This is a genomic window from Ciceribacter thiooxidans (assembly GCF_014126615.1).
Lineage (GTDB): Bacteria > Pseudomonadota > Alphaproteobacteria > Rhizobiales > Rhizobiaceae > Allorhizobium > Allorhizobium thiooxidans.
In genome coordinates this window covers 1,347,954-1,371,565 of sequence record NZ_CP059896.1, presented here as the reverse complement: position 1 = coordinate 1,371,565, position 23,612 = coordinate 1,347,954, and the positions used below count along the sequence as shown (strand labels likewise).

The 23,612-nt window shown below is 64.6% G+C and carries 25 protein-coding genes; 14 read left to right on the top strand and 11 right to left on the bottom strand.

The window, feature by feature from the left end; translation table 11 throughout:
* Nucleotides 1–27 precede the first annotated feature (27 nt).
* The 6 genes from H4I97_RS06420 (at nucleotide 28) to H4I97_RS06395 (ending at nucleotide 5,502) form a co-directional block, all read left to right on the top strand.
* Complete coding sequence (locus H4I97_RS06420) at nucleotides 28–504, top strand: peroxiredoxin (RefSeq protein ID WP_182307078.1); 477 nt, start codon at nucleotides 28–30, stop codon at nucleotides 502–504.
* A gap of 1 nt (nucleotide 505) precedes the next feature.
* Nucleotides 506–1,333 (top strand): ferritin-like domain-containing protein, encoded by an 828-nt coding sequence (locus tag H4I97_RS06415; protein ID WP_182307077.1) that lies wholly within the window; start codon nucleotides 506–508, stop codon nucleotides 1,331–1,333.
* A gap of 160 nt (nucleotides 1,334–1,493) precedes the next feature.
* Nucleotides 1,494–2,783 (top strand): M23 family metallopeptidase, encoded by a 1,290-nt coding sequence (locus H4I97_RS06410; RefSeq protein ID WP_244658724.1) that lies wholly within the window; start codon nucleotides 1,494–1,496, stop codon nucleotides 2,781–2,783.
* Between the two features lie 58 nt (nucleotides 2,784–2,841).
* On the top strand, nucleotides 2,842–3,465 hold the full coding sequence (locus H4I97_RS06405; protein WP_182307076.1) for a LysE family translocator: 624 nt from the start codon (nucleotides 2,842–2,844) through the stop codon (nucleotides 3,463–3,465).
* Nucleotides 3,466–3,613: 148 nt separating this feature from the next.
* A complete protein-coding gene (locus H4I97_RS06400; RefSeq protein ID WP_182307075.1) occupies nucleotides 3,614–5,095 on the top strand; it encodes a DEAD/DEAH box helicase in 1,482 nt (493 codons plus the stop codon).
* Entirely contained in the window at nucleotides 5,095–5,502 is a 408-nt protein-coding gene (locus H4I97_RS06395) for an NUDIX domain-containing protein (RefSeq protein WP_182307074.1), read from the top strand. Before H4I97_RS06400 ends, H4I97_RS06395 begins: the two co-directional genes overlap by 1 nt.
* Here H4I97_RS06395 and H4I97_RS06390 read toward each other — a convergent pair.
* The 7 genes from H4I97_RS06390 to H4I97_RS06360 are packed head-to-tail and all read right to left on the bottom strand — an operon-like array spanning nucleotide 5,490 to nucleotide 11,201.
* Nucleotides 5,490–5,831 carry a TfoX/Sxy family protein gene (locus H4I97_RS06390; protein ID WP_182307073.1) on the bottom strand — a complete coding sequence of 114 codons (342 nt, stop codon included), beginning with the start codon at nucleotides 5,829–5,831 and terminating at the stop codon, nucleotides 5,490–5,492. The two genes, H4I97_RS06395 and H4I97_RS06390, sit on opposite strands and share 13 nt — an antisense overlap.
* Nucleotides 5,832–5,835: 4 nt before the next feature.
* Complete coding sequence (locus tag H4I97_RS06385) at nucleotides 5,836–7,467, bottom strand: NTP transferase domain-containing protein (protein ID WP_182307072.1); 1,632 nt, start codon at nucleotides 7,465–7,467, stop codon at nucleotides 5,836–5,838.
* Nucleotides 7,464–8,168 (bottom strand): XdhC family protein, encoded by a 705-nt coding sequence (locus H4I97_RS06380; RefSeq protein WP_182307071.1) that lies wholly within the window; start codon nucleotides 8,166–8,168, stop codon nucleotides 7,464–7,466. Before H4I97_RS06380 ends, H4I97_RS06385 begins: the two co-directional genes overlap by 4 nt.
* On the bottom strand, nucleotides 8,168–8,497 hold the full coding sequence (locus H4I97_RS06375) for an XdhC family protein (RefSeq protein ID WP_182307070.1): 330 nt from the start codon (nucleotides 8,495–8,497) through the stop codon (nucleotides 8,168–8,170). The genes H4I97_RS06380 and H4I97_RS06375 overlap by 1 nt, the downstream gene beginning before the upstream one ends.
* Nucleotides 8,481–9,752, bottom strand: coding sequence for a vWA domain-containing protein (locus H4I97_RS06370; protein ID WP_182307069.1), 1,272 nt, complete (start codon nucleotides 9,750–9,752; stop codon nucleotides 8,481–8,483). Before H4I97_RS06370 ends, H4I97_RS06375 begins: the two co-directional genes overlap by 17 nt.
* A 1-nt stretch (nucleotide 9,753) precedes the next feature.
* Entirely contained in the window at nucleotides 9,754–10,683 is a 930-nt protein-coding gene (locus tag H4I97_RS06365; protein ID WP_182307068.1) for an AAA family ATPase, read from the bottom strand.
* A gap of 23 nt (nucleotides 10,684–10,706) precedes the next feature.
* A complete protein-coding gene (locus tag H4I97_RS06360; protein ID WP_182307067.1) occupies nucleotides 10,707–11,201 on the bottom strand; it encodes a flavin reductase in 495 nt (164 codons plus the stop codon).
* A 183-nt stretch (nucleotides 11,202–11,384) separates the two neighbouring features.
* Between H4I97_RS06360 and H4I97_RS06355 the strand changes: the two genes are divergently transcribed.
* On the top strand, nucleotides 11,385–12,467 hold the full coding sequence (locus tag H4I97_RS06355; RefSeq protein WP_244658723.1) for a branched-chain amino acid ABC transporter substrate-binding protein: 1,083 nt from the start codon (nucleotides 11,385–11,387) through the stop codon (nucleotides 12,465–12,467).
* A gap of 43 nt (nucleotides 12,468–12,510) precedes the next feature.
* On the opposite strand, the gene H4I97_RS06350 is transcribed toward H4I97_RS06355, so the two are convergent.
* The 3 genes from H4I97_RS06350 to H4I97_RS06340 form a co-directional block, all read right to left on the bottom strand.
* Nucleotides 12,511–13,005, bottom strand: a complete 495-nt coding sequence (locus tag H4I97_RS06350; protein ID WP_182307065.1) for a vWA domain-containing protein — start codon at nucleotides 13,003–13,005, stop codon at nucleotides 12,511–12,513.
* The gene (locus H4I97_RS06345) at nucleotides 12,981–13,904 is read right to left on the bottom strand and encodes a pilus assembly protein TadG-related protein (protein ID WP_182307064.1); all 924 of its coding nucleotides are present in this window, start codon (nucleotides 13,902–13,904) and stop codon (nucleotides 12,981–12,983) included. Before H4I97_RS06345 ends, H4I97_RS06350 begins: the two co-directional genes overlap by 25 nt.
* 131 nt (nucleotides 13,905–14,035) lie before the next feature.
* A complete protein-coding gene (locus tag H4I97_RS06340; RefSeq protein WP_182307063.1) occupies nucleotides 14,036–14,791 on the bottom strand; it encodes an SDR family NAD(P)-dependent oxidoreductase in 756 nt (251 codons plus the stop codon).
* Nucleotides 14,792–14,937: 146 nt separating this feature from the next.
* Here H4I97_RS06340 and rpe point away from each other — a divergent pair, with 146 nt between their 5' ends.
* The 4 genes from rpe to purB all read left to right on the top strand — a co-directional run bounded on the left by rpe (nucleotide 14,938) and on the right by purB (nucleotide 18,232).
* Entirely contained in the window at nucleotides 14,938–15,615 is a 678-nt protein-coding gene (gene rpe / locus H4I97_RS06335) for a ribulose-phosphate 3-epimerase (protein ID WP_182307062.1), read from the top strand.
* Complete coding sequence (locus tag H4I97_RS06330; protein ID WP_378143582.1) at nucleotides 15,612–16,346, top strand: DUF2259 domain-containing protein; 735 nt, start codon at nucleotides 15,612–15,614, stop codon at nucleotides 16,344–16,346. The genes rpe and H4I97_RS06330 overlap by 4 nt, the downstream gene beginning before the upstream one ends.
* Nucleotide 16,347: 1 nt before the next feature.
* A complete protein-coding gene (locus tag H4I97_RS06325; RefSeq protein WP_182307061.1) occupies nucleotides 16,348–16,869 on the top strand; it encodes a hypothetical protein in 522 nt (173 codons plus the stop codon).
* 61 nt (nucleotides 16,870–16,930) lie between these two features.
* A complete protein-coding gene (purB, locus tag H4I97_RS06320; RefSeq protein WP_182307060.1) occupies nucleotides 16,931–18,232 on the top strand; it encodes an adenylosuccinate lyase in 1,302 nt (433 codons plus the stop codon).
* Between the two features lie 12 nt (nucleotides 18,233–18,244).
* On the opposite strand, the gene H4I97_RS06315 is transcribed toward purB, so the two are convergent.
* The gene (locus tag H4I97_RS06315) at nucleotides 18,245–18,703 is read right to left on the bottom strand and encodes a low affinity iron permease family protein (RefSeq protein WP_182307059.1); all 459 of its coding nucleotides are present in this window, start codon (nucleotides 18,701–18,703) and stop codon (nucleotides 18,245–18,247) included.
* A 174-nt stretch (nucleotides 18,704–18,877) separates the two neighbouring features.
* On the opposite strand from H4I97_RS06315, the gene H4I97_RS06310 reads away from it, so the two are divergent.
* The 3 genes from H4I97_RS06310 (at nucleotide 18,878) to H4I97_RS06300 (ending at nucleotide 23,598) form a co-directional block, all read left to right on the top strand.
* A complete protein-coding gene (locus H4I97_RS06310) occupies nucleotides 18,878–20,341 on the top strand; it encodes a ferredoxin reductase family protein (protein WP_182307058.1) in 1,464 nt (487 codons plus the stop codon).
* Between the two features lie 80 nt (nucleotides 20,342–20,421).
* Nucleotides 20,422–20,970, top strand: a complete 549-nt coding sequence (locus tag H4I97_RS06305) for an RBBP9/YdeN family alpha/beta hydrolase (RefSeq protein WP_182307057.1) — start codon at nucleotides 20,422–20,424, stop codon at nucleotides 20,968–20,970.
* 165 nt (nucleotides 20,971–21,135) lie between these two features.
* The gene (locus tag H4I97_RS06300) at nucleotides 21,136–23,598 is read left to right on the top strand and encodes a sensor domain-containing protein (RefSeq protein WP_182307056.1); all 2,463 of its coding nucleotides are present in this window, start codon (nucleotides 21,136–21,138) and stop codon (nucleotides 23,596–23,598) included.
* Nucleotides 23,599–23,612 lie beyond the last annotated feature (14 nt).

The window sequence follows — 23,612 nt, the reverse complement described above, 5'->3', positions numbered from 1 at the left end:
TAAAACGGGCAAAAGAAAGGTTATCCCATGGCGGAATTGACACCAGGAGACTTGGCACCGAACTTCGAGCTTCCCCGCGACGGCGGAGGTACCGTGTCGCTGAAGGGCTTCGCCGGTCATCCGGTCGTTCTCTATTTCTATCCGAAGGACAACACGACGGGCTGCACCGCCGAGGCGATCGACTTCACGGCGCTCGCGCCCGAGTTCGAGAAGAAAGGCGCCGTCGTGATCGGCATGTCCGCCGATCCGGTGAAAAGCCACGACAAGTTCATCACCAAGTACGGACTGACCGTCATTCTCGCCTCGGACGAAGAGGCGAAAGTGATGACCGAATACGGTGTCTGGAAGGAAAAGAGCATGTACGGCCGCTCCTTCATGGGTGTCGTGCGCACGACGTTCCTGATCGGCCCCGACGGACGCATCATCCGGATCTGGGACAAGGTGAAGGTCAAGGGCCACGCCCAAGAGGTGCTCGACGCCGTCGGCGCGCTCGCGGGTGCCTGAGATGGGCGAATACGACGAGATCCGGTCGTTGCGCGCCGGCGCTGCGCTGGCAATCAGCGCGCACGATCTCGATCGCAAGACGGCACTTGCGCAGGAAACCGCACGCCGGTGGCATGCCCGCCGGCTGTCGTTGCGCTCGCCGCTCGACCCGGAATTGCCCGATCGTCCCGGTCGTCCCGAACGGCCGGAGCTCGTCCCGCCCAAGGCCGTTGGAAAACGCTCGCTGCACACGTTGCCGGGGCGAATCGCGCTCCTCCACGCCCTCGCCCATATCGAGCTAAACGCTGTCGATCTCGCCCTCGACATCGTCGCGCGATTCGCCACCGAGCCGGTCCCGCATTCCTTCTTCGACGGCTGGATGCAGGTCGCCTTCGAGGAGGCCAAGCATTTCCGCATGGTGCGCGAGCGTCTGCGCGCGCTCGGCGCCGACTACGGCGACATGCCGGCCCATGACGGCCTCTGGCAGGCGGCCCATTCGACCCGCAACGACCTGACGGCGAGGCTCGCCGTAGTTCCGCTCATTCTCGAGGCCCGCGGGCTGGACGTCACCCCCTCGCTCCAGGAAAAGATGCGCGAAACCGGTGATTTCGAGAGCGCCGAGGTGCTGAAGGTCATCTACGAGGACGAGAAGGGTCATGTGGCAATCGGCGCCAAATGGTTCCGTTTCCTCTGCGCACGGGAAAGGAAAGACCCCGCACGAACCTTCCAGGATCTGGTGCGCGCAAACTTCCGCGGCGCGCTCAAGGCCCCGTTCAACGATATCGCCCGCGCCGAGGCCGGACTGACGCCATCCTTCTACCGCTCACTCACCTCGACAAGCAGCGGTTGACACCCGCCCGCGACCTCTCGCGACTGCCGAATTCAAGCCTTTGTTAACCTTAACAATGTCTACTTGCGACGAGCCAGCGGGAGCCTACGAAGCTCCAGCTCTCCCGTTGCGAGAAGGAACGTCTCGCGCGGTGTCCGACCGGCCCAGTTGAGGAAAGCCCGTGACCGCAAGAACAGGCAATCACGTCTTCGGAAAGCGCCGGCCCCAGCACGTCATCATTCTCGCAAGCGGCGACAAGATCCGCCACATGACGGTTCGCCCGTGGATGGCGGCACTTGCCTTCTGCTTTTGCGGCGTCATGGCGATCGGCTATCTCGGCGCCACCACCTATCTGGTCATGCGCGACAATCTGATTGGCGCCTCCATGGCGCGGCAGGCGCGCATGCAGCACGTCTATGAGGATCGCATCGCCGCGCTGCGCGCACAGGTCGACCGCGTGACCTCCCGGCAACTCCTCGACCAGCAGGTGGTCGAAGAAAAGGTCGAAAAGCTGCTCGAACAGCAGATGGCGCTTTCTTCCCGCCACGGACGGCTCGGCGCCCTGCTCGACCGGGCCGAACAATCCGGCCTCGACACCGAAGCTCCCGTTCCCGCCGCCCGACCCGTGATCGGCGCAAGACAGGCCAGCCTCTCGGGCGGCATCAAGGCGATCGAGAGCCTGCTCGGCAAACCTGCAACGGAACCACAGCGAACGGAGGTCGCCGCGCTCGGCTACGCGCCGGCCAGCGAATCGGTCGCGGATCGCACCGACCGCATCTTTTCGAGGGTGACGATCTCGCTGAAGGATATCGAACAGGAACAGTTCGACCGCATCCGCGATCTCACCGACGGCGCGGTCGAGACCGCCGACAAGATCGAGACCATCCTGGCCCGGAACGGCGTGGATGTGCATCAGGAGACGCCCGTTGCCGCCGCGGACGCCATCGGCGGTCCATACCTTGCGCCCCAGCCCGCCACCTCGTTCGAAGACTCGCTGAACGGCCTCGACGGTGCGCTCGCCCGCCTCGAGACGGCCCGGGAAACCGCAACCGACCTCCCCTTCGGCAATCCTGCCCCCGGCCGCGACATCACGAGCGGGTTCGGCAATCGCCGCGATCCGTTCCTCGGCCGACTTGCACTCCATGCGGGGATCGACTTCCGCTCCCCGGTGGGCGGCGAGATCCGCGCCTCCGGCCGCGGCAAGGTGATCACGGCAGGCTCCGTCGGCGGTTACGGCAACATGGTCGAGATCGACCACGGCATGGGCTTCACCACCCGCTACGGCCACATGTCGCGCATTCTCGTCAAGGTCGGCGACGAGATCGCGCCTGGAGACGTCATCGGCCAATCCGGCAGCACCGGCCGCTCCACCGGTCCCCACATCCACTACGAAGTCCGCCGCAACGGCGCCCCGATCGATCCGATGCATTTCGTCAATGCCGGACTGAAGCTCTCCGCGCTGATCGATTGACGTGAGGTCGTCACACGCTAGAGTATAGCTCAATCGCCGAGACGAGAGGAATACGCGCATGGACATGACCACCCTCCTGGCCTTTGCCGCGGCCTTTTTCGTCTTTGCTGCGAGCCCCGGTCCCGACAACATGACGATCATGGCGCGTACCGTCTCCGCCGGCCCCGCTTCGGGGATCGCCTACGGGATCGGCACCGTGATCGGCATCCTGATCTATCTTGCGCTCGCCGCCTTCGGTCTTTCCATGATCGCCGGCGAGATGGGTCTGCTGATGACAGTCGTCCGCTATGCCGGCGCGGCCTATCTCGTCTACATGGGCATCCGTCTGTGGACGACGGAGCCTACTCTCCCGGAGGCGCGACCGCTCGAGCATCGGCGCGACCTCGTTGCTGTCTGTCTGACCGCCGTCGCGCTCAACCTCGGCAATCCGAAAATGCCGCTCTTCTACCTGGCACTGCTGCCGAACTTCGTCGGCGCAGACTTCCGTTTGGCCGACTATCTTTCACTGGCCGCGGCGATCGTCATCGTCGAGGTCGTGGTGATCGGCGGGCATGTCTGGCTCGCGCACCGAGCGCGCCGCTTGCTGACGACGCCGCGCGTAGTAAAGGCGGTCAATCGTGCAGCCGGAAGCGTGCTCGCCATGGCCGGTGCCGCAGTAATGATGTCGCACCGCGGCAGTTGAGCGATTGCATTCACCCTTTGTTACGACAGATCGTCCAGTTTTCTTGACTTTCGGGGATTTTGGCACTATTCCGCGCTTACGTTGACGCCGGCGCTTCGCAGGCGTTCGAATTGTGTTCGCAAGAACCGGAACAGAAACAGATCCCCCATTGACCACGTTTTCTGACCTTGGCCTGAGCCAAAAAGTACTTTCAGCCGTCACCGATGCCGGCTACACGACCCCGACCCCGATCCAGGCCGGTGCCATTCCCTTCGCGCTGCAACGCCGCGACATCTGCGGTATCGCACAGACGGGAACGGGCAAGACCGCCTCCTTCGTGCTGCCGATGCTGACGCTGCTCGAAAAGGGCCGCGCCCGCGCCCGCATGCCGCGCACGCTGATCCTCGAACCGACGCGCGAACTCGCCGCGCAGGTCGCCGAGAACTTCGAGAAGTACGGCAAGAATCACAAGCTCAACGTCGCCCTGCTGATCGGCGGCGTCTCCTTCGACGAACAGGACCGCAAGCTCGAACGCGGCGCCGACGTGCTGATCTGCACGCCCGGTCGCCTGCTCGACCATTGCGAGCGCGGCAAGCTCCTCATGACCGGCGTCGAGATCCTCGTCATCGACGAGGCCGACCGTATGCTCGACATGGGCTTCATCCCGGACATCGAGCGCATCGCCAAGATGATTCCCTTCACCCGCCAGACGCTGTTCTTCTCGGCGACGATGCCGCCGGAGATCCAGAAGCTGGCTGACCGCTTCCTGCAGAACCCGGAGCGGATCGAGGTCGCCCCGCCATCGTCGACGGCGAAGACGGTCACCCAGCGGCTCGTCGCCTCCAACAACAAGGACTACGAGAAGCGCGAGGTGCTGCGCAACCTCATCCGCGAGCAGGACGACCTCAAGAACGCGATCATCTTCTGCAACCGCAAGAAAGATGTCGCCGACCTCTTCCGCTCGCTGGAACGCCACGGCTTCTCCGTCGGCGCCCTGCACGGCGACATGGACCAGCGCTCGCGCACCAACATGCTCGCAGGCTTCAAGGACAACCAGATCACCTTGCTCGTAGCCTCGGACGTCGCCGCCCGCGGTCTCGACATCCCGGATGTGAGCCACGTCTTCAACTTCGACGTTCCGATCCATGCCGAGGACTATGTCCACCGCATCGGCCGTACCGGCCGCGCCGGACGTTCGGGCAAGGCGTTCACGATCGTCACCAAGTCCGACACCAAGCATCTGGATGCCATCGAGAAGCTGATCGGCACCAAGATCGAATGGCAGAACGGCGACCTCACCGCCCTGCCGCCGCCCGCCGAACACGACGAATCGCGCGTTCGCCGCGGAGCGAAGGACAAGGGTCGCGGCCGCCGCGACGCAGGTCACAAATCTGAAAAGAAGATCGAGCAGACTGTGGCCGCAGAGATCGAAGAGACGCCAGCGAGGACCGAAAGCGTGAAGGCAGAGCGGAAGAAGGATCAGCGGCCGAGCCACGCGGAGCGTCCGGCCCGCGGCGGCAGAACGCCGAACCCGGCGAACGACGACCGCCGCGAACGCCGCAACCACTACCGCGATCGCGACGACGGCCCAACCCCGGTCGGCTTCGGCGATGACATTCCGGCTTTCATGCTGATCCAGGCCAAGGCCTGATGGGCTTGCCCGGCGTCCATTTCCCGGGCGTCGGCGTCGGTCTCGCGATCCTGCGCGACGGAAAACTCCTGCTCGCCCGCCGTCTGAAGGCCCCGGAAGCCGGCTTCTGGAACATCGTCGGCGGCAAGGTCGACCATCTCGAGCCCGCCGAACAGGCAGCAAAGCGCGAGGCCGAAGAGGAAACCGGCCTCACGATCGGCGCAATCGAATTCGTCTGCGTGACCGAACAGATCATCGACGCCGATCGCCAGCACTGGGTTTCGCTGCTCTACCGGACGAACGATGTTCAGGGAGAGGCACAGCTCACCGAGCCGGACAAGATCGCCGAGATTGAATGGTTTCCCCTCGACGACCTTCCGCAACCGCTCTCGGCATTCACCGCGGCCCTTCTTCCCTACTTGCGCTGACCACGCGGCGGCGGTGCCCTGAGCGCCGCCTCGTAGGCAAGCCGTACCCATTTCGCCATTTCATCCGGGTCGTCGTAGGCCACATCCGGCACCGACCAGTAGGGCATTCGGACAGGTGATTTCCGCGCACTGCCGCTGTAGACCCAGCGTCGCGCCCCAGCCTCCTCAAAGGCCGGTGCACTCACCTCGTCCGCCTTCAGGAGAAGCTCGCCGTCGACGACGAGCGCCATGATCAGGCCATCGTGATAGATGCCCTTGCCGCTGAACATCCGTCGGATCGTCACACGACCGAGCGACTGGAAGACTTCTTCAAGGGCTTCGTTGTCCATACTCTCACCCTTTGAGCAACCCGCCGGCGGACAGCACCGCCTCGGGCGTGTCGACGTCGAGATGGGCCGCCGCGCCGAGCTCGACGTCGATGACGGTAAGCCCGGAGCCTTCGACGATCGAGCGAGCGCCGACATCGCCTTCGAGCGCCCGGACGGCCTCGAAGGTGGTGCGCGGCAGGATCACCGGGTTGCCGCGCTTGCCGCCCGCCGTCCCCCGCACGATCGCGCGTCCGCCGGCTCTGCCGAACGCATCGACAAGGCGCTGCAGGTCCTGCGTGTCGAGACCGGGCATGTCGGCGAGCATAACGAGCACGCCGTCGGCACGCCGCGCGGCCGGGCTCGAGAGACCGGCCTTTAGCGAGCTCGCCATACCGCTCGCGTAGTCGGGGTTGTTCACGATGTCGACGGCGAGCCCCTGGAGGGCGTTGCGGATCTCGACGGCACGATAGCCGGTCACGATCACGACGCCGTCGGCGCCGCTCCCGAGCGATATGCGCGCTGCACGGCGGACGAGCGGTTCGCCCGAAAACTCGGCAAGCAGTTTGTGACCTCCGCCCTCGCCCATTCGGCTCGCCCTTCCCGCGGCAAGCACGATGGCGACGACGCGCGGCCGCGCCGGCTCGTCGGCGATCTCGCGCGGCATGGGCCGGCTCGGGATTTCCATCAGGAGGCCGCCGACCCCCATGCCGGTCAGGTCGTGCACCGTCGGTTCCTCACCGGCGAGCAGCCGGTTCAAGACCCAATCGAAGCCGTTCTCCTTCGGCGAGCGCGCACAGCCCGGCGCCCCCACGACGGGCACGTCCCCCACGTGTCCGAGGACGAGAAGATTGCCGGGATCGACCGGCAGTCCCACCTGCTCGACGGTTCCGCCGGCCATCCGGATCGCTTCCGGCAACACGTCGGCGGGATCGGCGACGGCGGAAGCACCGAACAGAACCACCATCTTTGGCGCATGCTGCGGTTCCGCCAGCGCCTGTTCGATCGCGGCGGCCACCGCCTCCGCCCGATGTGCCACGCGTCGCTCGTCGACGAGCCGGCTGCCGGAAGCGGCGAGACGCTGCCCCAGCACGCGGGCGGTCTTGTCCATCACCGACGGCTTCAGCGAAGGCAGCTCGGTCGCAACGAGCGAGACGGCATGGGCCCGATAGGGTTTGAGGCGGATCGGCGACGCCTCGCGGAAGACGGCGGCCGCAGCCTCGACACTCGCACGCGGCGCCGCAAGCGGTATGATCTTGACGGTCGCGAGCATGTCCCCGTCGCGGACGTCGCTGTGATCGGCAAGGCAGGCGAAGGTGATCGCCGGGTCGATGCGGTTGAAACGGTCGACCACCGCGCGGTCGGCGGTGATGAGGCCGTTGCAGGTGGCATAGATGTTCACCCGGCCTGTCGCCGCCGGCGAGAAGCGCAGGTATGCGGCGTCGATCGCCTCCGCCAACATCGCTGCCGCAATGTCCTCTCCGAGGTCGTCCGGCTCGATGCGGCAGGCGATGACCGACGCGATGCCGGCCGCCTGGAGCCGCGCTACATCCGTATCGGTGATCCTGTGCCCCTTGCCGAGCCGCCCCTCCGGCAGCCGGACCGAATGGGCGAGGATCAGCCCTACTGAACCCTCGACCGGAAATTCGCCGAAGATCATCCGCGAGCCTCTTCCTGTGCGAGTTCACGCCGGCGGAACGCCTGGATGATGTCGGCGAGGATCGCCACCGCGATCTCTCCTGGGGTCGCGGCCCCGATGTCGAGGCCGATCGGCGCGGAAATACGGGCGATCTCGCCGTCGCCAAAACCTTCGGCCTTCAATCGTTCCACACGCTTGCCGTGGGTCTTCCGGCTACCGAGAGCGCCTACATAGAAGCATCCGGATTTCAACGCTGCCGCAATGGGATAATCGTCGATCTTCGGATCATGGGTGAGCGCCACAAGCGCGGTATAGCCATCGAGCGGGCGGGCCTTCAGCGCATCCTCAGGCCAGTCGGCGACGAGATCGGCACCGGTAAACCGCTCTGCAGTGGCAAAGGCCGTCCGCGGGTCGATGATCGTCAGGTCGAAGCCTGCGATACGCGCCATGGGATAGAGCGCCTGGCTAATGTGGACCGCACCGATCACCACGATGCGCGGCGGCGGCAGGTAGACGTTGAGGAAGTGTGGTCGTCCGTCGATCTCGACTGACCCGGACTTGCCCGAGCGAAGACGCTCCGTGACTTCCAAGCCGAGGCCACCCTCGATCGTCTCGCCCTCGATCACGAGGCGGCTGCAGCCATCATCGAGGCTGGTCACCAGCACAGCCGCCTTGCGCGCCTGCCGCGCCGCATTGAGTTCCTTCAAGAGCCTCGGGTCCATCAGCCGAGCCTTTCGACGTAGACGCGGATGCGGCCGCCGCAGGAAAGCCCGACGCGCCAGGCCGTCTCGTCGGCCACACCGAATTCGAGCATCCTCGGCTCGCCCTTTTCGAGCACGTCGAGGGCTTCGGTGATGACCGCACCTTCCACGCAGCCGCCGGAGACGGAACCGTGGAAATTGCCCTCACTGTCGATCACCAGATGGCTGCCGACGGGTCGCGGCGCCGAACCCCAGGTCTCCACGACGGTCGCGACCGCAACCTTGCGGCCCTCGTCAAGCCACGTCTCGGCGATCGTCAGCGGATCAATCTCGTCAATGTCGTGTGCCATGATGTCCCTCCGGGAGAAAACGCCGCGGATCGCCGCCGCCGCTGCGGCCGTCGCCGAGCGCGGCGACGAGATCACCGAGCGCATTGAGATTGTGCACCGGCCGCAGTTCGTCGACATGCGGCAGCATCGCCCTGACGCCACGCGCCCGCGCCTCGAAGCCTTCGAAGCGCAGAAGCGGGTTGAGCCAGATCAGGCGGCGGCAGGACCGGTGCAGCCGGTCGATCTCGTGAACGAGGAGATCGACATCCTCGCGCTCCAGCCCGTCTGTGATCAAAAGAACCACCGCTCCCTGTCCGAGCACGCGGCGCGACCACTTGCGATTGAACTCGCGGAGCGTCTCGCCGATGCGCGTGCCGCCCGACCAGTCCTTCACCGCACCCGCGCACTGCTCCAGCGCCTCGTCGGGATCGCGATTGCGCATCTGTCGCGTCACGTTGGTGAGCCGGGTGCCGAAGAGAAAGGTGTGCACGCGCCGGCGTCGCTCCGTCATCGCGTGTAGGAAATGCAGGAAGACACGGGTGTACTGGCTCATCGAGCCGGAAATATCGGCGAGGATCACCAGCGGCGGATGCATGGTGCGGCGCTCGCGAAAGCGCGGAAGAATGAGCGCGCCACCGGTGCGCATCGACGCTCGCATCGTCGCCCGCGGATCGACCGACTGCGGCCGGTGGGAGGCGCGGTAACGGCGCACCGGCACTTCGTCGAAGGGCAGCACGAGCCTGCCGATCTCCTTGCGCGCCAGCGCCAGCTCCTCGACCGACATCTGCGCGAAGTCCATGCCCCGCAGCACTTCGCTGCCGGAAACGGTGAAGCGCGCATCGATTTCGAGTTCCGGCTCCTCGTCTTCGCGGCCTTCGCGCTGCCGTTCGGCGAAAAGCGCGTCGTTCACCCTCGCCGCTCCGGCCCTGGCCTTGTCCTTCTCACTACGGTCAGGCGCCACCGGCGACATCATCGCGATCATCTTGCCGACGAGGTCGCGGGAGCGCCAGAAGAGACGGAAAGCCTCGTCGAACACCGTCTGGTCCTCGTGCCGCTTGACGAAGACGGCGGAAAGTGCGGCGTGGAATTCCTCCCGCGAGCCGATCCCGATCGCATCGACCGCGGCGATCGCATCTGCCACCGAGCCGGGCCCGGGTTTCAGGCCGGCCTTGCGCAGCACCCGCGCGAAAAAGACGATGTTGTCGGCAAACCGGCCGTCGCCGACCGCAACCGGCGGAACGACGAGCCCATCCCTCCTGCCGGCCTCGCTCTCCATGTCAGCCCACCGCCCTGAGTTCGGCCTCGATCTCGGACAGGATCTTCCGGCCTTCGCCGCCCTGGATGCGGGCGATGTCGTCCTGATATTTGAGCAAGGTACCCAGCGTGTCGGAAATGGTCTCAGGATCGAGTGCCACCCGGTCGAGCTCGGTAAGTGCCGTCGCCCAGTCGATCGTCTCGGCGACCCCGGGATTCTTGAAGAGATCGACGGTCCGCAGCTTCTGCACATAGGCGACCACCTGCCGCGACAGCGCCTCGTTGCAGCCCGGCACCTTGCGGCGGATGATCTCCAGCTCCTGCCGGGCGTCGGGATAATCGACCCAGTGATAGAGGCAGCGGCGCTTCAGCGCATCGTGCACCTCGCGCGTGCGGTTGCTGGTGACGATGACGATCGGCGGATGCGCTGCCTTGACCGTGCCGAATTCCGGGATCGTCACCTGGAAGTCCGAAAGCACCTCCAGCAGGAAGGCCTCGAAGGCCTCGTCGGTGCGATCGAGTTCGTCGATCAGGAAGACCGGCGCACGGCCGCCTTCACTGGTCAGCGCCTGCAGCACTGGCCGGCGGATCAGGTAGCGTTCGGAAAAGATGTCGTGCTCCAGCCGGTCACGATCGGATATCCCCGCCGCCTCGGAAAGCCGGATCTCCAGCATCTGCGCCGGATAGTTCCACTCGTAGACGGCCGAGGCTACGTCCAGCCCCTCATAGCACTGGAGGCGGATCAGCGGCCGGTCGAGCGCCGCCGAAAGCACCTTGGCGATCTCGGTCTTGCCGACGCCGGCCTCTCCTTCGAGAAAAAGCGGGCGTTCCATCCTCAGCGCGAGGAAGAGGACGGTGGCCAGGGATCGGCTTGCAAGATAGTCATGCGACGACAGGAGTGCGAGCATCTCGTCGATCGTCGCGGGAATGCCCCCTACCGGTAAATTGGCCATCGTTCCTCCCTTTCGAGAGGAGATTACAAGCTGCGGTAGCCGCGGTCCAGATAGATGAGCGCCGGCTCGCGCGGCCCGAAATGAACTGCCGCGACCTCACCGAAGAGCACCGTGTGGGTCGCCGTCACCTTGCGGTCGGCGACCCGGCAGTCGAAAGCCACCACGGCATCGCTCAGCACCGGCGCGCCGGTCGAGAGTACCTGCCATTCTGCGAGCGCAAAGCGGGCGTCGGCCTCTTTCACGCCGAAGCCGGCAAAGGCGTTGGCGAGCGTCTGGTGCTGCGCACCGAGCGTATTGAGCGCGAAATAGCCGGCCTCGAAGAACACCGCGTTGTTCGGGTTGTTGTTGTTGAGGCAGACGAGCAACATCGGCGGACGGTCCGACACCGAACAGGCGGCCGTGATCGTGACGCCGCGGCGCACGCCCTCATATTCCGTCGTCACGATCTGGACGTGACCGGCGTAGCGGCTCATCGCTTCCCGATAAAGGACGGGATCCATCTGCTGCGTGTTCAACAATCGCTTCTCTCCGCGGCAAAAGCTCTCACCGCACATTGGTTTGCCCACAATATGGCTTGCAAGGTTTACATTTTCCACAACGCCGACGATTTTTCGAAAACCGCCGTCGACCGGCCAATTTGCGGTTTGTGCGACCCCGCGTCTCGGATAAGCTGCCGCCGTTTCGTGAAGGAGAACAAGAATTTGAAGTCCGCCTTGCGCCTGCTGCCGGTCCTGCTTGCCGCGACGGCTCTGTCGGCGACGGCCGCGGCAGCGGCAAGCATCGGCGTGGTCGCACCGCAGTCGGGGCCCTTCGCGCTTCTCGGAAAACAGATGCAGGATGGTGCCGAAGCGGCGGCGGAGAGGCTCGGAATAGAGGTTCGCCCCATCGCCGAAACCTGCGAGGCGGGCAGCGGCGAAGCGATCGGTCGTGAACTGAGGGACGCGAAGGTCACGGCAGCGATCGGCTTTCTCTGCAGCGAGTCGCTCGACGGGGCGCTGCCGCTCCTCAAGGAGGCGGGCATCCCCGCGATCACCCTTTCGGTTCGATGGAAGGTGCTGATGGAAGATGCCCTGAAGAACGAATGGCCGTTCTTCAGGATGGCACCGACCGCCGATGACGAAGCCGAAAAGGTCATTGACGTCATCCTGCGGGACTGGTCCGGAGATGCCGTCGCGCTTGTCGAAGACGGCACGATCCACGGTCGCGAACTGGTGGAGGCGGTCCGGGCGGGAATGGAGGAGCGCGGCATGAAGCCGGTCTTCACCGATACCTACCGCCCCGGGCAGGAACAGCAGGTGGCGCTGGTGCGGCGTCTCAAGAAGACCGGAGCCACCCGCGTCTTCGTCGGCGGCGACCGCAACGACGTGGCGATCATTGCCCGCGATGCGGCGGCCGAAAAGACGACGCTGACCCTGATGGGGGGCGACGCCATGCGGGCCGCAGACCAGCCGGTCGCGCTCGCCGCGGGAACACTGGCCGTTGCTCTGCCGGAATACGATAACTTCCCCTCGGCACAGGAGGCCGTTGCTTTCCTGCGCGGCAAGGGCATCGTCCCGGAAGGCTACGTGCTACCGGCCTTTGCCAGCGTCGAGCTGGTCGCCGATGCAGCGGGCCTCTCCTCTGCAATGGGCATGCCCGTTGCCGAGGCTCTGGTCGGAACCGGCTTCGAGACGGCGATCGGCAACGTCACCTTCGACCCCGGCCACGACCTTGCCGACAATCCCTACGTGCTGATGGAGTGGCGGGACGGACGCTTCGTACCCGCCGGCGCCGTCGGACAGTAGCGCCGACACCTGGGCTGAACGCGCGACGAGTGCGCGTCGCCCGTCAGCGCGAGAGGCGTAGCGCCTGAACAACGACCTCCTCGGCGATCTTCTTGTAGACCGCCTCGATGCTGCTGACGGACGCCGAATAATAATAGCCCGTGCCCGAGGAGCAGTCGCGGATGTTGGTGACGTCTGCATCGTTGGAATAGGAAATCGAATAGATCTTTATTCCCGCCGTCTTCATCTTGCTGCAGGTCGACAACAGGGCGTTGACGGCGATCTTGTTGCAGGCCGAGGTGCGCTCCTTGTCACAAAGCCAGTCCAGCTTGTCGGTGTCGGAGGGACCATACTTCACGTTCATGCCGCCGTCGGTCATGAAGACCACGTACTTCTTGGCGGTCTTTCCGTATTCCAGCGGCTGGCCGGTCTCCCACGCTTTCGCCCATCGCGGCGAAAGCGTGTACCAGCCGGCGAGCATGCCGGCGTCGAGCCGCGTCGAACCCTCGGACGTCAGGCCGTCGACCACTGTCGTCAGTGCGGCGAGATCACCCGACAACTCCGTGATCGGCGGCGGACAGAAGCTCTGGGCGGATTGAGGATTGCTGTCCATCGCGACAAAACCGACATCGCTCGGGGGGCGTCGCCAAGCGATCGGTCTGTGAGATTGCCGGTCGTCCGCATATCGACGTCGGCCCTCGGCTCGGCACATCCAGTCCAGTAGTAGTTGGTGGAGGTGTAGGCGAGCCAGGTCTGCCCGTCCAGCCACTTCGAGAAACCGTACTTCGACGAGGAATAGACGGATTGCGGATTGGTCCACCGGGTCGGAATGGCCGGCAAGCCGTTATAGCTGGTGAACCAGCCGGAATAATGCATGCCGAAATTGACGCGGCTCGAAAACGGCACGATCGATATCCGCACATTCGAGGGAAGTTCGCCGTCGCTCGCCAGACCGTTGAGGAAGCTGGTGACGGCCGTCTGCATCGGAACGAACCGGTTCTGCTCGATCATCGAACTCGACACGTCGAGCACGAGCGCTATCTCGATCTGGTTCTGGTTCATCGGCAGCGCGCAGGCCTTGACGCTGACCGGCACCATCTCGATGGACGCGATTCGCATGAATGTGGTGGGCACCTGCGATTTCGCAATAAGGCAGAGGTCTCCGTCGCTGGTGAGTGTTGGTCCCGAGAGAAGCTCCGCCGTGTCGTTCGAATTCGTCGAAAGATAGGCTTGGACCGTTGGCTCGAGCGGTGCGAGGTCCATGCCATCCTCATAATGCCCCGCCGCCCAGAGGACAGCGGCGTCGGCGGCCGCCTGTATCTCCATCTTCCGGTTGAGAGCCACGCTGACGTCTATGGCGATGCCGATCGCCAAGGCAATGGTCGCGAAAAGAATTGCCGTCAGGACGCCGAAATTTCCGCGGATATCACGCGCGAACTTGCCAGGATAACTACTCAAAATATAAGCACTTACTAAAGAAAAAAGAGGAAGAGACGTTCCGGTATCGAAACGACGCCATTACAATACATATGCAATTAAATATTACTTAATGGCACGGGGCGAGACCGCCTGCCCGGCCAGCCGTCGCGTCAATACGGCCATTGCGGCTGCGAAAATACGCCGCCGTCGACCCAGATCGTCTGGCCGGTGACGAAGCCCGCTGCTTCACTTGCGAGAAACAGCACCGGACCGGCGATGTCGTCCGGCGTGCCGACACGGCGCAGCGGCGTCACCGCGCCCCACGTCTCGGCATAGTCCGGAGCCTCTGCCTTCGTCCGCTCGGTCTCGATCGCGCCCGGCGCGACGCAGTTGACGCGGATGCCGCTCGGCCCGAGTTCGACCGCCGCGACCTTGGTGAACTGTTCGACGCCGCCCTTCGACGCCGTGTAGTCGACGAGCCGCGGGAAGGCGTGCTTGTTGCAGCCGGAGCCGATGTTGATGATCGACCCGCCCTTGCCGGCGGTAACCATGTGCCGGGCGACGATCTGCGTGTTCAGGAACGTACCCTTGAGATTGGTGCGGATGACCGCATCCCAGCGTTCCTCGGACAGTTCGAGCAGTGGCGACCAGGTCTGTATGCCGGCATTGTTGACCAGCACGTCCGGCGCTTGGCCCGCCCATGCCTCGGCTTCGGTCACGAAGCGCTCCACGGCCGCGGCATCGCCGACGTCGCAGGCTGCCGCCAGGACCCGCCCGCCACCGGAGGCGGCGGCAACCGTCGTCTCGGCATCCTCGATGGCCCCGAGGTAGCTGAAGGCAACGTCATAGCCGTCCGCGGCGAAGGCCGACACCAGGTGCCGCCCGATACCCGAACTCCCTCCGGTAATGATCGCAAATCGCTTCATGCTCGCCTCCACAAACCACCCGCAGGGATGGCCCGGCGAGCGGGCCAGGTCAAGTGGCCCGGATGTCCTCGCCCTTGGTACGGTTGCCGCGCCTCGCCCGCAATGTTAAGGCCACGCCAAAGTCACCGCCGACAAGGAAAGAGCCCATGACCCGCCCGCTGCTGATCGCCCCTTCGATCCTCGCCTCCAATTTCGCGAAGCTCGGCCAGGAAGTCGCCGACGTCGTCGAAGCGGGCGCAGACTGGATCCATCTCGACGTGATGGATGGCCACTTCGTACCGAACATCACCTTCGGCCCAGCGGTGGTGAAGGCGCTCCGGCCCTACACCAAGGCCGTCTTCGACTGCCACCTGATGATCGCCCCCGCCGATCCGTATCTCGAAACCTTCGCCGAGGCCGGCTGCGACTACATCACCGTTCACGCCGAAGCCGGCCCGCACCTGCACCGCTCGCTACAGACCATCCGGGCGCTCGGCAAGAAGGCGGGCGTCTCGATCAACCCGGCGACCCCGCTCTCCGTTCTCGAACACGTGCTCGACGACATCGACCTGCTCCTGATCATGAGCGTCAATCCGGGCTTCGGCGGACAGAAGTTCATCCCGGCCATGGTCGAGAAGATCGCCCAAGCGAACCTGATGATCGGCGATCGCCCGATCATGCTGCAGGTCGACGGCGGGATCACCGCGACCACAGCCCCGCTCGTCACCTCTGCCGGCGCCAACGTGCTGGTCGCAGGCTCGGCGATCTACAAGGGCGAAGGCGTTGACGACTACCGCAAAACCGTCGACAGTCTGAGAAAGGCTGCCGAAGAGGGACGTCGTTGAGGGGATTGCGGGGATCGCTTGCAGGACTGACGGCCGGTTTCGCGCTCGCCGCGACGGCCGCCACGGCCGGTGACATCGCCGGCTTCCGGTCGATCGGTTTTTCCGGCGACGGCAAGATCTACGCCTTCGAGGAATACGGCGTTCAGGACGGATCCGGCTTTCCCTATTCGAACATCTACGTTCTCGACACGGTGAACGACACCTACCTCCCCGGAACGCCGATCCGGGTGCGGATCGATGACGAGCAGGCGGGCCTCGGGGCCGCCCGTGCCGAAGCGGCGAAGAAGGCAGCCCCGCTCATCGATGGCAATGGTCTTGCCGATGAACCGGGGCAAGTCGTCGCCTTCAACCCGATTACGGACGTCGAATCCGACCCGCATCGGCTTCGATACCTGCCCTTCCCCAGCGACCCGCCCTTCGGCAAGCCCTATACGCTGACCCTGGAGGACTATGCGCTTGCCGCGCCGCAGGCCTGCAAGGACATCGTCGATGAGGTCAGGGGATTCCGGCTGCGCCTGACCGAACGTGACGGCACCGTGGCCGACGACCTGATCCACGAAGACGACCATCTGCCCGCTAGCCGCAATTGCGCGACGGGCTACCGTCTTGCTGGGGTTGTGACCCACACGCCGCCGTCGGGGCCTCCCGTCCACATGGCCCTCGTCCTCGTGCTGAGCTTCGGCTTCGAGGGCCGCGACGGACGCTGGATCGCCGTACCGGTGCATCCCTGACATGCTCCAGACCTCCCGCCCCCCGCCGCTCACCTCGCGCAGCCGCCTCGCGGCGAGCGTTCCGTCTGTCGGCCTTTGGCTTCTCGGCGCGCCCGTCTGGGGCGCGGTCATGGCACTTTCCTGCCAGCTCGCAATGTGGGTGCTGCACTGGACGCCCTACGCCCACCGGGACCAGTTGCTGCTACTCTTTCTAGGCGGCGGTATGCTCGGATGGCTGACCGCCGTGCCCGTCACCCGCTTCTTCAGCCTCGGCCGCCCGGTGGAGACACGCTTTGCCGCTGGCTTCCTGTTTCTCTCCATCGGCACGGTCGCCTTTACCGCTTTCCTCTTCGCCCTGCAGTACCGCTCGTTCTACGCGCAGTGGCACGCCCCCTTCGGCACGCGGATCTGGGCGTTCCAGTTCGTCTTCACGTCTGCCTCGGCAGTCTTTCAGTTCTTCGTCCTCGGTTTGCGCCTCTTCCTGCCGTTCGGCCTTGTCTTTCTCGTCGCGGCAAGCCTGCTGCTGGCACGCCGCAACCGTTGAGATTGCCGGCGGTCTTTGCTAAAGCGACGCCATCCCGCAGCTTTCCAGGAAAGATAGGCCTATGATCCCCCGCTATTCCCGGCCCGAAATGGTCGCCGTCTGGTCGCCCGAAACCAAGTTCCGCATCTGGTTCGAGATCGAGGCCCACGCTTGCGACGCGCTCGCCGAGATCGGCGTGATCCCGAAGGAAGCGGCAAAGACCATCTGGGAAAAGGGCGGCGCGGCGGAGTTCGACGTCGCCCGCATCGACGAGATCGAGGCCGTCACCAAGCACGACGTCATCGCTTTCCTCACCCATCTTGCCGAATTCGTCGGACCCGACAGCCGCTTCGTCCATCAGGGCATGACCTCTTCGGACGTGCTCGACACGACCTTCAACATCCAGCTCGTTCGCGCCGCCGACATCCTGCTTGCCGACATGGACCGCGTCCTCGCTGCGCTGAAGACCCGCGCCTTCGAACACAAGGATACGATCCGCATCGGCCGCAGCCACGGCATTCATGCCGAGCCGACGACGATGGGGCTGACCTTCGCCCGCTTCTATGCCGAGATGAACCGCAACCGTGCACGCCTCGAAGCGGCGCGTGCCGAGATCGCGACGGGTGCCATTTCCGGCGCCGTCGGTACCTTCGCCAATATCGACCCCCGCGTCGAGGAACATGTCTGCGAAAAGCTCGGTCTGAAGCCGGAACCGATCTCGACGCAGGTGATCCCGCGCGACCGGCACGCGATGTTCTTCGCAACGCTCGGCGTCATCGCCTCCTCGATCGAGAACGTTGCGATCGAGATCCGTCACATGCAGCGCACGGAAGTGCTGGAGGCGGAAGAATTCTTCTCGCCCGGCCAGAAGGGCTCGTCGGCCATGCCGCACAAGCGCAATCCGGTCCTGACGGAGAACCTCACCGGCCTCGCCCGCCTCGTACGTATGTCGGTCGTGCCGGCGATGGAAAACGTGGCGCTCTGGCACGAACGCGACATCAGCCATTCGAGCGTCGAACGCGGCATCGGTCCCGATACGACGATCACCCTCGACTTCGCCCTCAACCGGCTCGCGGGCGTCGTCGAGAAGCTCGTCGTCTATCCCGAGAACATGTTGAAGAACCTCAACAAGTTCCGCGGCCTCGTGCACTCGCAGCGCGTGCTGCTGGCACTCACGCAGGCTGGCGTCTCGCGTGAGGACGCCTACCGCCTCGTCCAGCGCAATGCCATGAAGGTCTGGGAACAGGGCAAGGACTTCCTTGAGGAGCTGCTCGCCGACGCCGACGTGCGCAAGGCGCTCTCCGAAGAGCAGATCCGCGAAAAGTTCGACCTCGGTTACCACACCAAGAACGTCGACACGATCTTCAGGCGCGTTTTCGGCTGAGCCGTCAACCGGTCAGCGAGGCGCCGCCGATTCGAGCGGCGGCGCCTCATCGTCGTGTCCTGCCGGCGAACCACCACCATAGGTCGAAAGGGCCGTCTCCCGCGCGTGCAGGTCACGCTTTGCGGCCTCGCCGAGAAGTGCGTTGAGACGCTTCAATTCTTCCTCATCGAGATTCTCGATGCCGATGAAACGGTTCTCCGCCTTGCTGGTAAGGATCAGTTCATCGAGCTTCGTCTGGATCGCCCGGGTATCGCGCGACTGCGCGTTCTGGAGCACGAAGACCATCAGGAAGGTGATGATGGTCGTGCCGGTATTGACCACCAGTTGCCACGTTTCGCTGAAGCCGAACACTGGGCCGGTCAGTCCCCAGACTGCAATCGATGCCAGGGCGAGAGCGAAAACGGCCGGACGGCCGGTCCATTCAGAAACCGCCGTCGCAAATCGTGCGAAGATACTGATTTTCTCTGCCATTTGTGCTCCGCCGTAGAAAAGTCGCAGGTAAACGCGCGAAGTGCTGCGACGTTCCGGCGTGTGCGAACACGCTTCCACATTGACTTGCGTCAAGACCGACAGCAGAACATTCGTGCATACGGAAATGGCAATACATCCGCCGGCGAATGGCGTCCGCCTAGGGAGAAACATCGAATGCCGCATCCCAGTTCAGCCGGAGGTCGCTTCATCGGTTTGTCCGCACCGCTTCTCGCGGTCGCCTATGTCGTCCTGACGGCTGGCCCCGTTCTGCTCGCATCGTTTACAGGTGGGCAGCAAGGACCGACGGCATTCTCATTGCTTGCGCGCGCTGCGGGTGTCGCGGCACTCGCCATGTTCCTCATGCAGTTCGTGACCTCGGGCCGCTTCGAGACCATCTCCGGCCGGATCGGTCTCGACCGGACCATGGGCTTTCACCGGCTTGCCGCCGGCGGCGCTCTCGGCATGCTCGGCCTCCATATCGTCTTCTTCCTCTTTCGCCCCGGCGAAAGCGGTGTCGCGGCGATGGCGCGAAGGCTCTTCGGATATCTGCTGCGCGCGGACCTCTTCACGGGCGTGGTTGCGACGCTGCTTGCAGTCTTCCTCATTCTCGCCGGCAAATATTTGCGCGGAAAGCTGCTGCCCTATCCGGCATGGCGCCTCGGTCACGGTGCAGCGGCAGTGGCTCTCGTTCTACTCGGGCTGCACCACGCCTTCACGAACGCCCGTTTCATGGCCGATCCCCTCGGCGCTTCCGCATTGCTCTTCATCGCCCTCGTTGCTTTGGCGTCGCTCCTCGTGGTCTATGTCCTCAGGCCTGTCCACGCCTTCCGCAACGGGTTCACGGTCGCCTCTGCGCGCGCACTCAGCCCCACGATCGCCGAACTCGTGCTGAAAACGGATACGCCCGAACGTTTTTCCTTCGCCGCCGGCCAATTCGCCTGGCTGACGATCGGCCGCCGGCATACGGTGACGGACAACCCGTTCTCCATCGCCTCAGCCCCGTCCGACCTGCCGGAACTGCGTTTCCTGATCCGCGATGCCGGCGATATGAGCGGCAGCATCACCCGCCTTGCGTCCGGAACGCGGATCGGCGTCGACGGACCGCACGGCAGCTTCACGCTGAACGAAGCAGGCGACGGTCCTATCCTGCTTCTCGCCGGCGGTATCGGAATTGCACCGGTGCTGAGCCTCGTTCGCGCACTCGCTGCTGCCGGCGACCCGCGACCGGTGAGGCTGATCGCCGGTGCCCGGTCGGCCGCCGACCACGTGGTCCGGACGGAAATCGAGGACCTGATGGCAGGACATGATTTCAGGGCGATTTTCCTGACCGATATGGACGATGAGGCGGGCTGCGAAAAAGGGACCTGCGACGCGGGCCACCTCGCCCGAATCCTCGATGGCCTCGATCCCGGTGCCGTCACCGCCTTCGTCTGCGGCCCGCCGGTCATGATGGAAACCGCCGTCGGCTTGCTTGTGGAAGCTGGTGTCCCGGCGGAACGGGTGGTCATGGAACGCTTCGACTTCGACGCGGGTGACGACGTCATCTGCCGGATCGTGAGACGGCGTTTCATCTCCGTGATGGCACTCGTCTATGGCGCGACCTTCGCCGTGGCCCTCACTGCGGCCCTCTTCCGCTAACTCGGCAGAGAAGCCTATTTTCTGCTTGCGCCCACGGCGCTCGTCTTGACGCAGCGCCTTCGCGAACGCAGATAAGCGGCATGAAAGCATCTGACGTCGATATTCTCATCATTCCCGGTTACACCAATTCCGGCCCCGATCACTGGCAAAGCCGATGGCAGTCGAAACTCTCGACCGCCCGCCGCGTGGAGCAGGCCGAGTGGTCGAAACCCGTCAGGGAGGACTGGGTGGAGCGCGTGGTCGAGGAGGTGAACGCCTCGACCCGACCGGTGGTGCTGGTCGCTCACTCGCTCGGTGTGGCGACCGCGGTCCACGCCATTCCCCGGTTCACGAGCAAGGTAGCGGGCGCCTTTTTCGTCGCACCGCCGGACGTCGCCAACCCTGCGATCCGGCCCAGGCACCTGATGACCTTCGGACCTTACCCGCGCGAGCCGCTGCCGTTCCCGTCGATCACGGTGGCAAGTCGCAACGATCCGTTCGGCGCGTTCGAGCAGACGGAGGACGTCGCGAATGCCTGGGGTTCACTGCTTCTCGACGCGGGCGAGTGCGGCCATATCAATGCCGAGTCCGGCCACGGCCCTTGGCCGGAAGGCACGATGGTTTTCGCCCAGTTTCTTTCCCGGCTCTGAGGAAAGGCCCCATCGCTGGCCCGAACGGGCCGACGAACCGCCTTTAATTTCATCTTAATTCGCGGAGGTTAGCGTTTCGCTGGAAATGTCCATGCAAAGCGAGCGCTAGAATTGCCACAGGCCGAAGGCAGCCGCCGAAAAGAGGACGAGTTGCACCGGGCGAAGATGGCAGACCTGCTTGGCGCAGTTCCGTCAGCGGCACTCGTCATTGACGTCAGAACTGCCGTAAGGGCAGCGAATGCGACCGCGCATGCGTTGTTGAACGGCGCCGGGCACCTCTCCAGCCTCTTCACTCCCGCTTGCCGGGCGCAGTTCGCTGCAGCCCTCCTCTCCGCGTCGGCGAGCGGCGAGGCACAGCACGGCCTCGAACTCGAGAGGGAAGACGGCAAAACCTGGATCATGGGGTCGCTTGCGCCGTGTCCGGACGATGGTGACCTCTTTGTCGTCACCCTTTCAGACATCACCTCCCTGAAGAACCGGCTCGCGACTTGCGAGGCATCGGAAAACCGCTGGCACAGCGCGCTCGTGGGCTCGTCCTCGGGCGTGTGGGAATACCGCGCCGACCTCGACCAATGGTACTGCTCGGACATCTGGCGGCAGATACGTGGCATCGGCCCCGACGAACCCATTCCGTCCGAGACGGATGCCTGGCTCGAGCGCATTCATCCGGAGGACCGCGAAAGGGTCGCCCATTGTGTCGACCGTCAGATCGCCGGCGATCCGGATTACATGACGTTCGACTACCGCGAATTGCACAGGGATGGTCATTACATCTGGATCGAATGTCGAGGCGCTTGCATTGAGCGTGCCCCCAACGGACGTCCTCTGCGGATCAGCGGCACGGACACGGACATCACCGCGCGCAAGCAGACCGAGGAGCGCCTCACACACCTCTCGCGGCGGCTGAAGGTTGCCCTCGAAGTATCCAGGGTCGGCGTATTCGAGGCTGATTTCGATCTCGGCACGTCGGATTGGGACGACGGCATGTTCGCCCTCTATGGCGTCGAAAGGAAGGAGGAGGTCAAGATCGGCGGGCTCTGGGAGAGTATGCTGCATCCGGAGGATCGAGAGCACGTGTTCGGCGAGGTCCAACGCCACGTCGCCAATCTGTTGCCGTTCTCGGACGAATACCGCGTGATCCTGCGGGATGGTTCGACGCACTATATCCGCTCGCGCACCCTGCCCTTCATCGATTCGGATGGTCACCGAAAGATGATCGGCGCCAATTGGGACGTCACCGGCGACGTCGTCCTGCACAGGGAACTCGAAAGGGCGAAAACGCTTGCCGAGGCGCGCAACGAGGAGCTCGAGGAGGCCAAGGCGCGGATCGAGCATATCGCCCTTCACGACTATCTGACCGACCTTCCGAACCGCCGCTATCTTGACCAGATGCTCGACCGGATCGTCGCCGACTGCGACGAGCGCGGACAAGGGCTCGCCGCCCTGCACATAGACCTCGACCGGTTCAAGCAGGTGAACGACACACTCGGTCACAACGCCGGTGACCAGATGCTGCGCCACGCCGCGCGCGTATTGCGCGACGCCATGCACCACAACGGGGACTTCGTTGCGCGGATCGGCGGCGACGAGTTCGTTTTCCTGACAGCTTACGACGGCGACGATGACGCCCTTGCGGTCATGGCGGAACGGCTGATCGCGGAATTACGGCGGCCGATCGTCTTCGAGGGACACGAATGCCGCGCGGGAGCAAGCATCGGCATCGCGCTTGAGCGCGACGGCAACATCGATGCGCGTCAATTGCTGCTCAACGCGGACATCGCGCTCTACCACGCCAAGAACGCCGGGCGTAACCGTTACGAGTTCTTCTGCCGCGACCGTCGCCACCAGATGGTGACGGCACACCGTCTCGCCGACGACCTGCTGCGCGCGCTCGAAAAGGACGAGTTCGTCCCCCACTACCAGTTCCAGTTCTGCGCCCGCAGCCTCGATGTGGTCGGGACCGAGGCTCTCGCCCGCTGGCAACATCCCGAGCGCGGCCTTCTGGCGCCTGCCGAATTCCTCGCTGTCGCCGAGGAGATCGGCGTCGTCGCGCAGATCGACGGCCTGCTGCTTCAAAAAGCCGTCGCGGATGCCGCCCGCTGGCGCGCCGAGGGCCTTCGCGTTCCCAAGGTATCGGTCAACGTCTCGACCCGACGCCTCCATGACCCGCATCTCACCCAGAAGCTCGCCGTCCTCTCCTTCGAGCCCGGCTCCGTCTCGTTCGAACTTCTGGAATCGATCTTCCTCGACGAGTCCGACGAACAGGCCCGTGCCAATCTTGCGCACATCCGCAAGCTCGGCATCGGCATCGAGATCGACGATTTCGGCACCGGTCACGCGTCGATCGTGAGTCTTTTGCGCATCGGCCCGGATTCCCTGAAGATCGATCGCGAGCTCGTGCGCGGCGTCGCCCGGTCGCCCGAGCAGCGCCGTCTGGTCGGCTCGATCATCGATATAGGACGGTCACTGAACGTGAAGATCGTCGCAGAGGGTGTCGAGACCCGGGACCAGGTCCGCGTGCTCGCCAAACTCGGCTGCGACGTGTTGCAGGGCTACGGCCTCGCAAAACCGATGGGGATGGAAGACACGTTCGCCTTCCTGCGCGCAGAGAGCTGGCGCGCGGCGTGAGCGGCGCGGTCGCA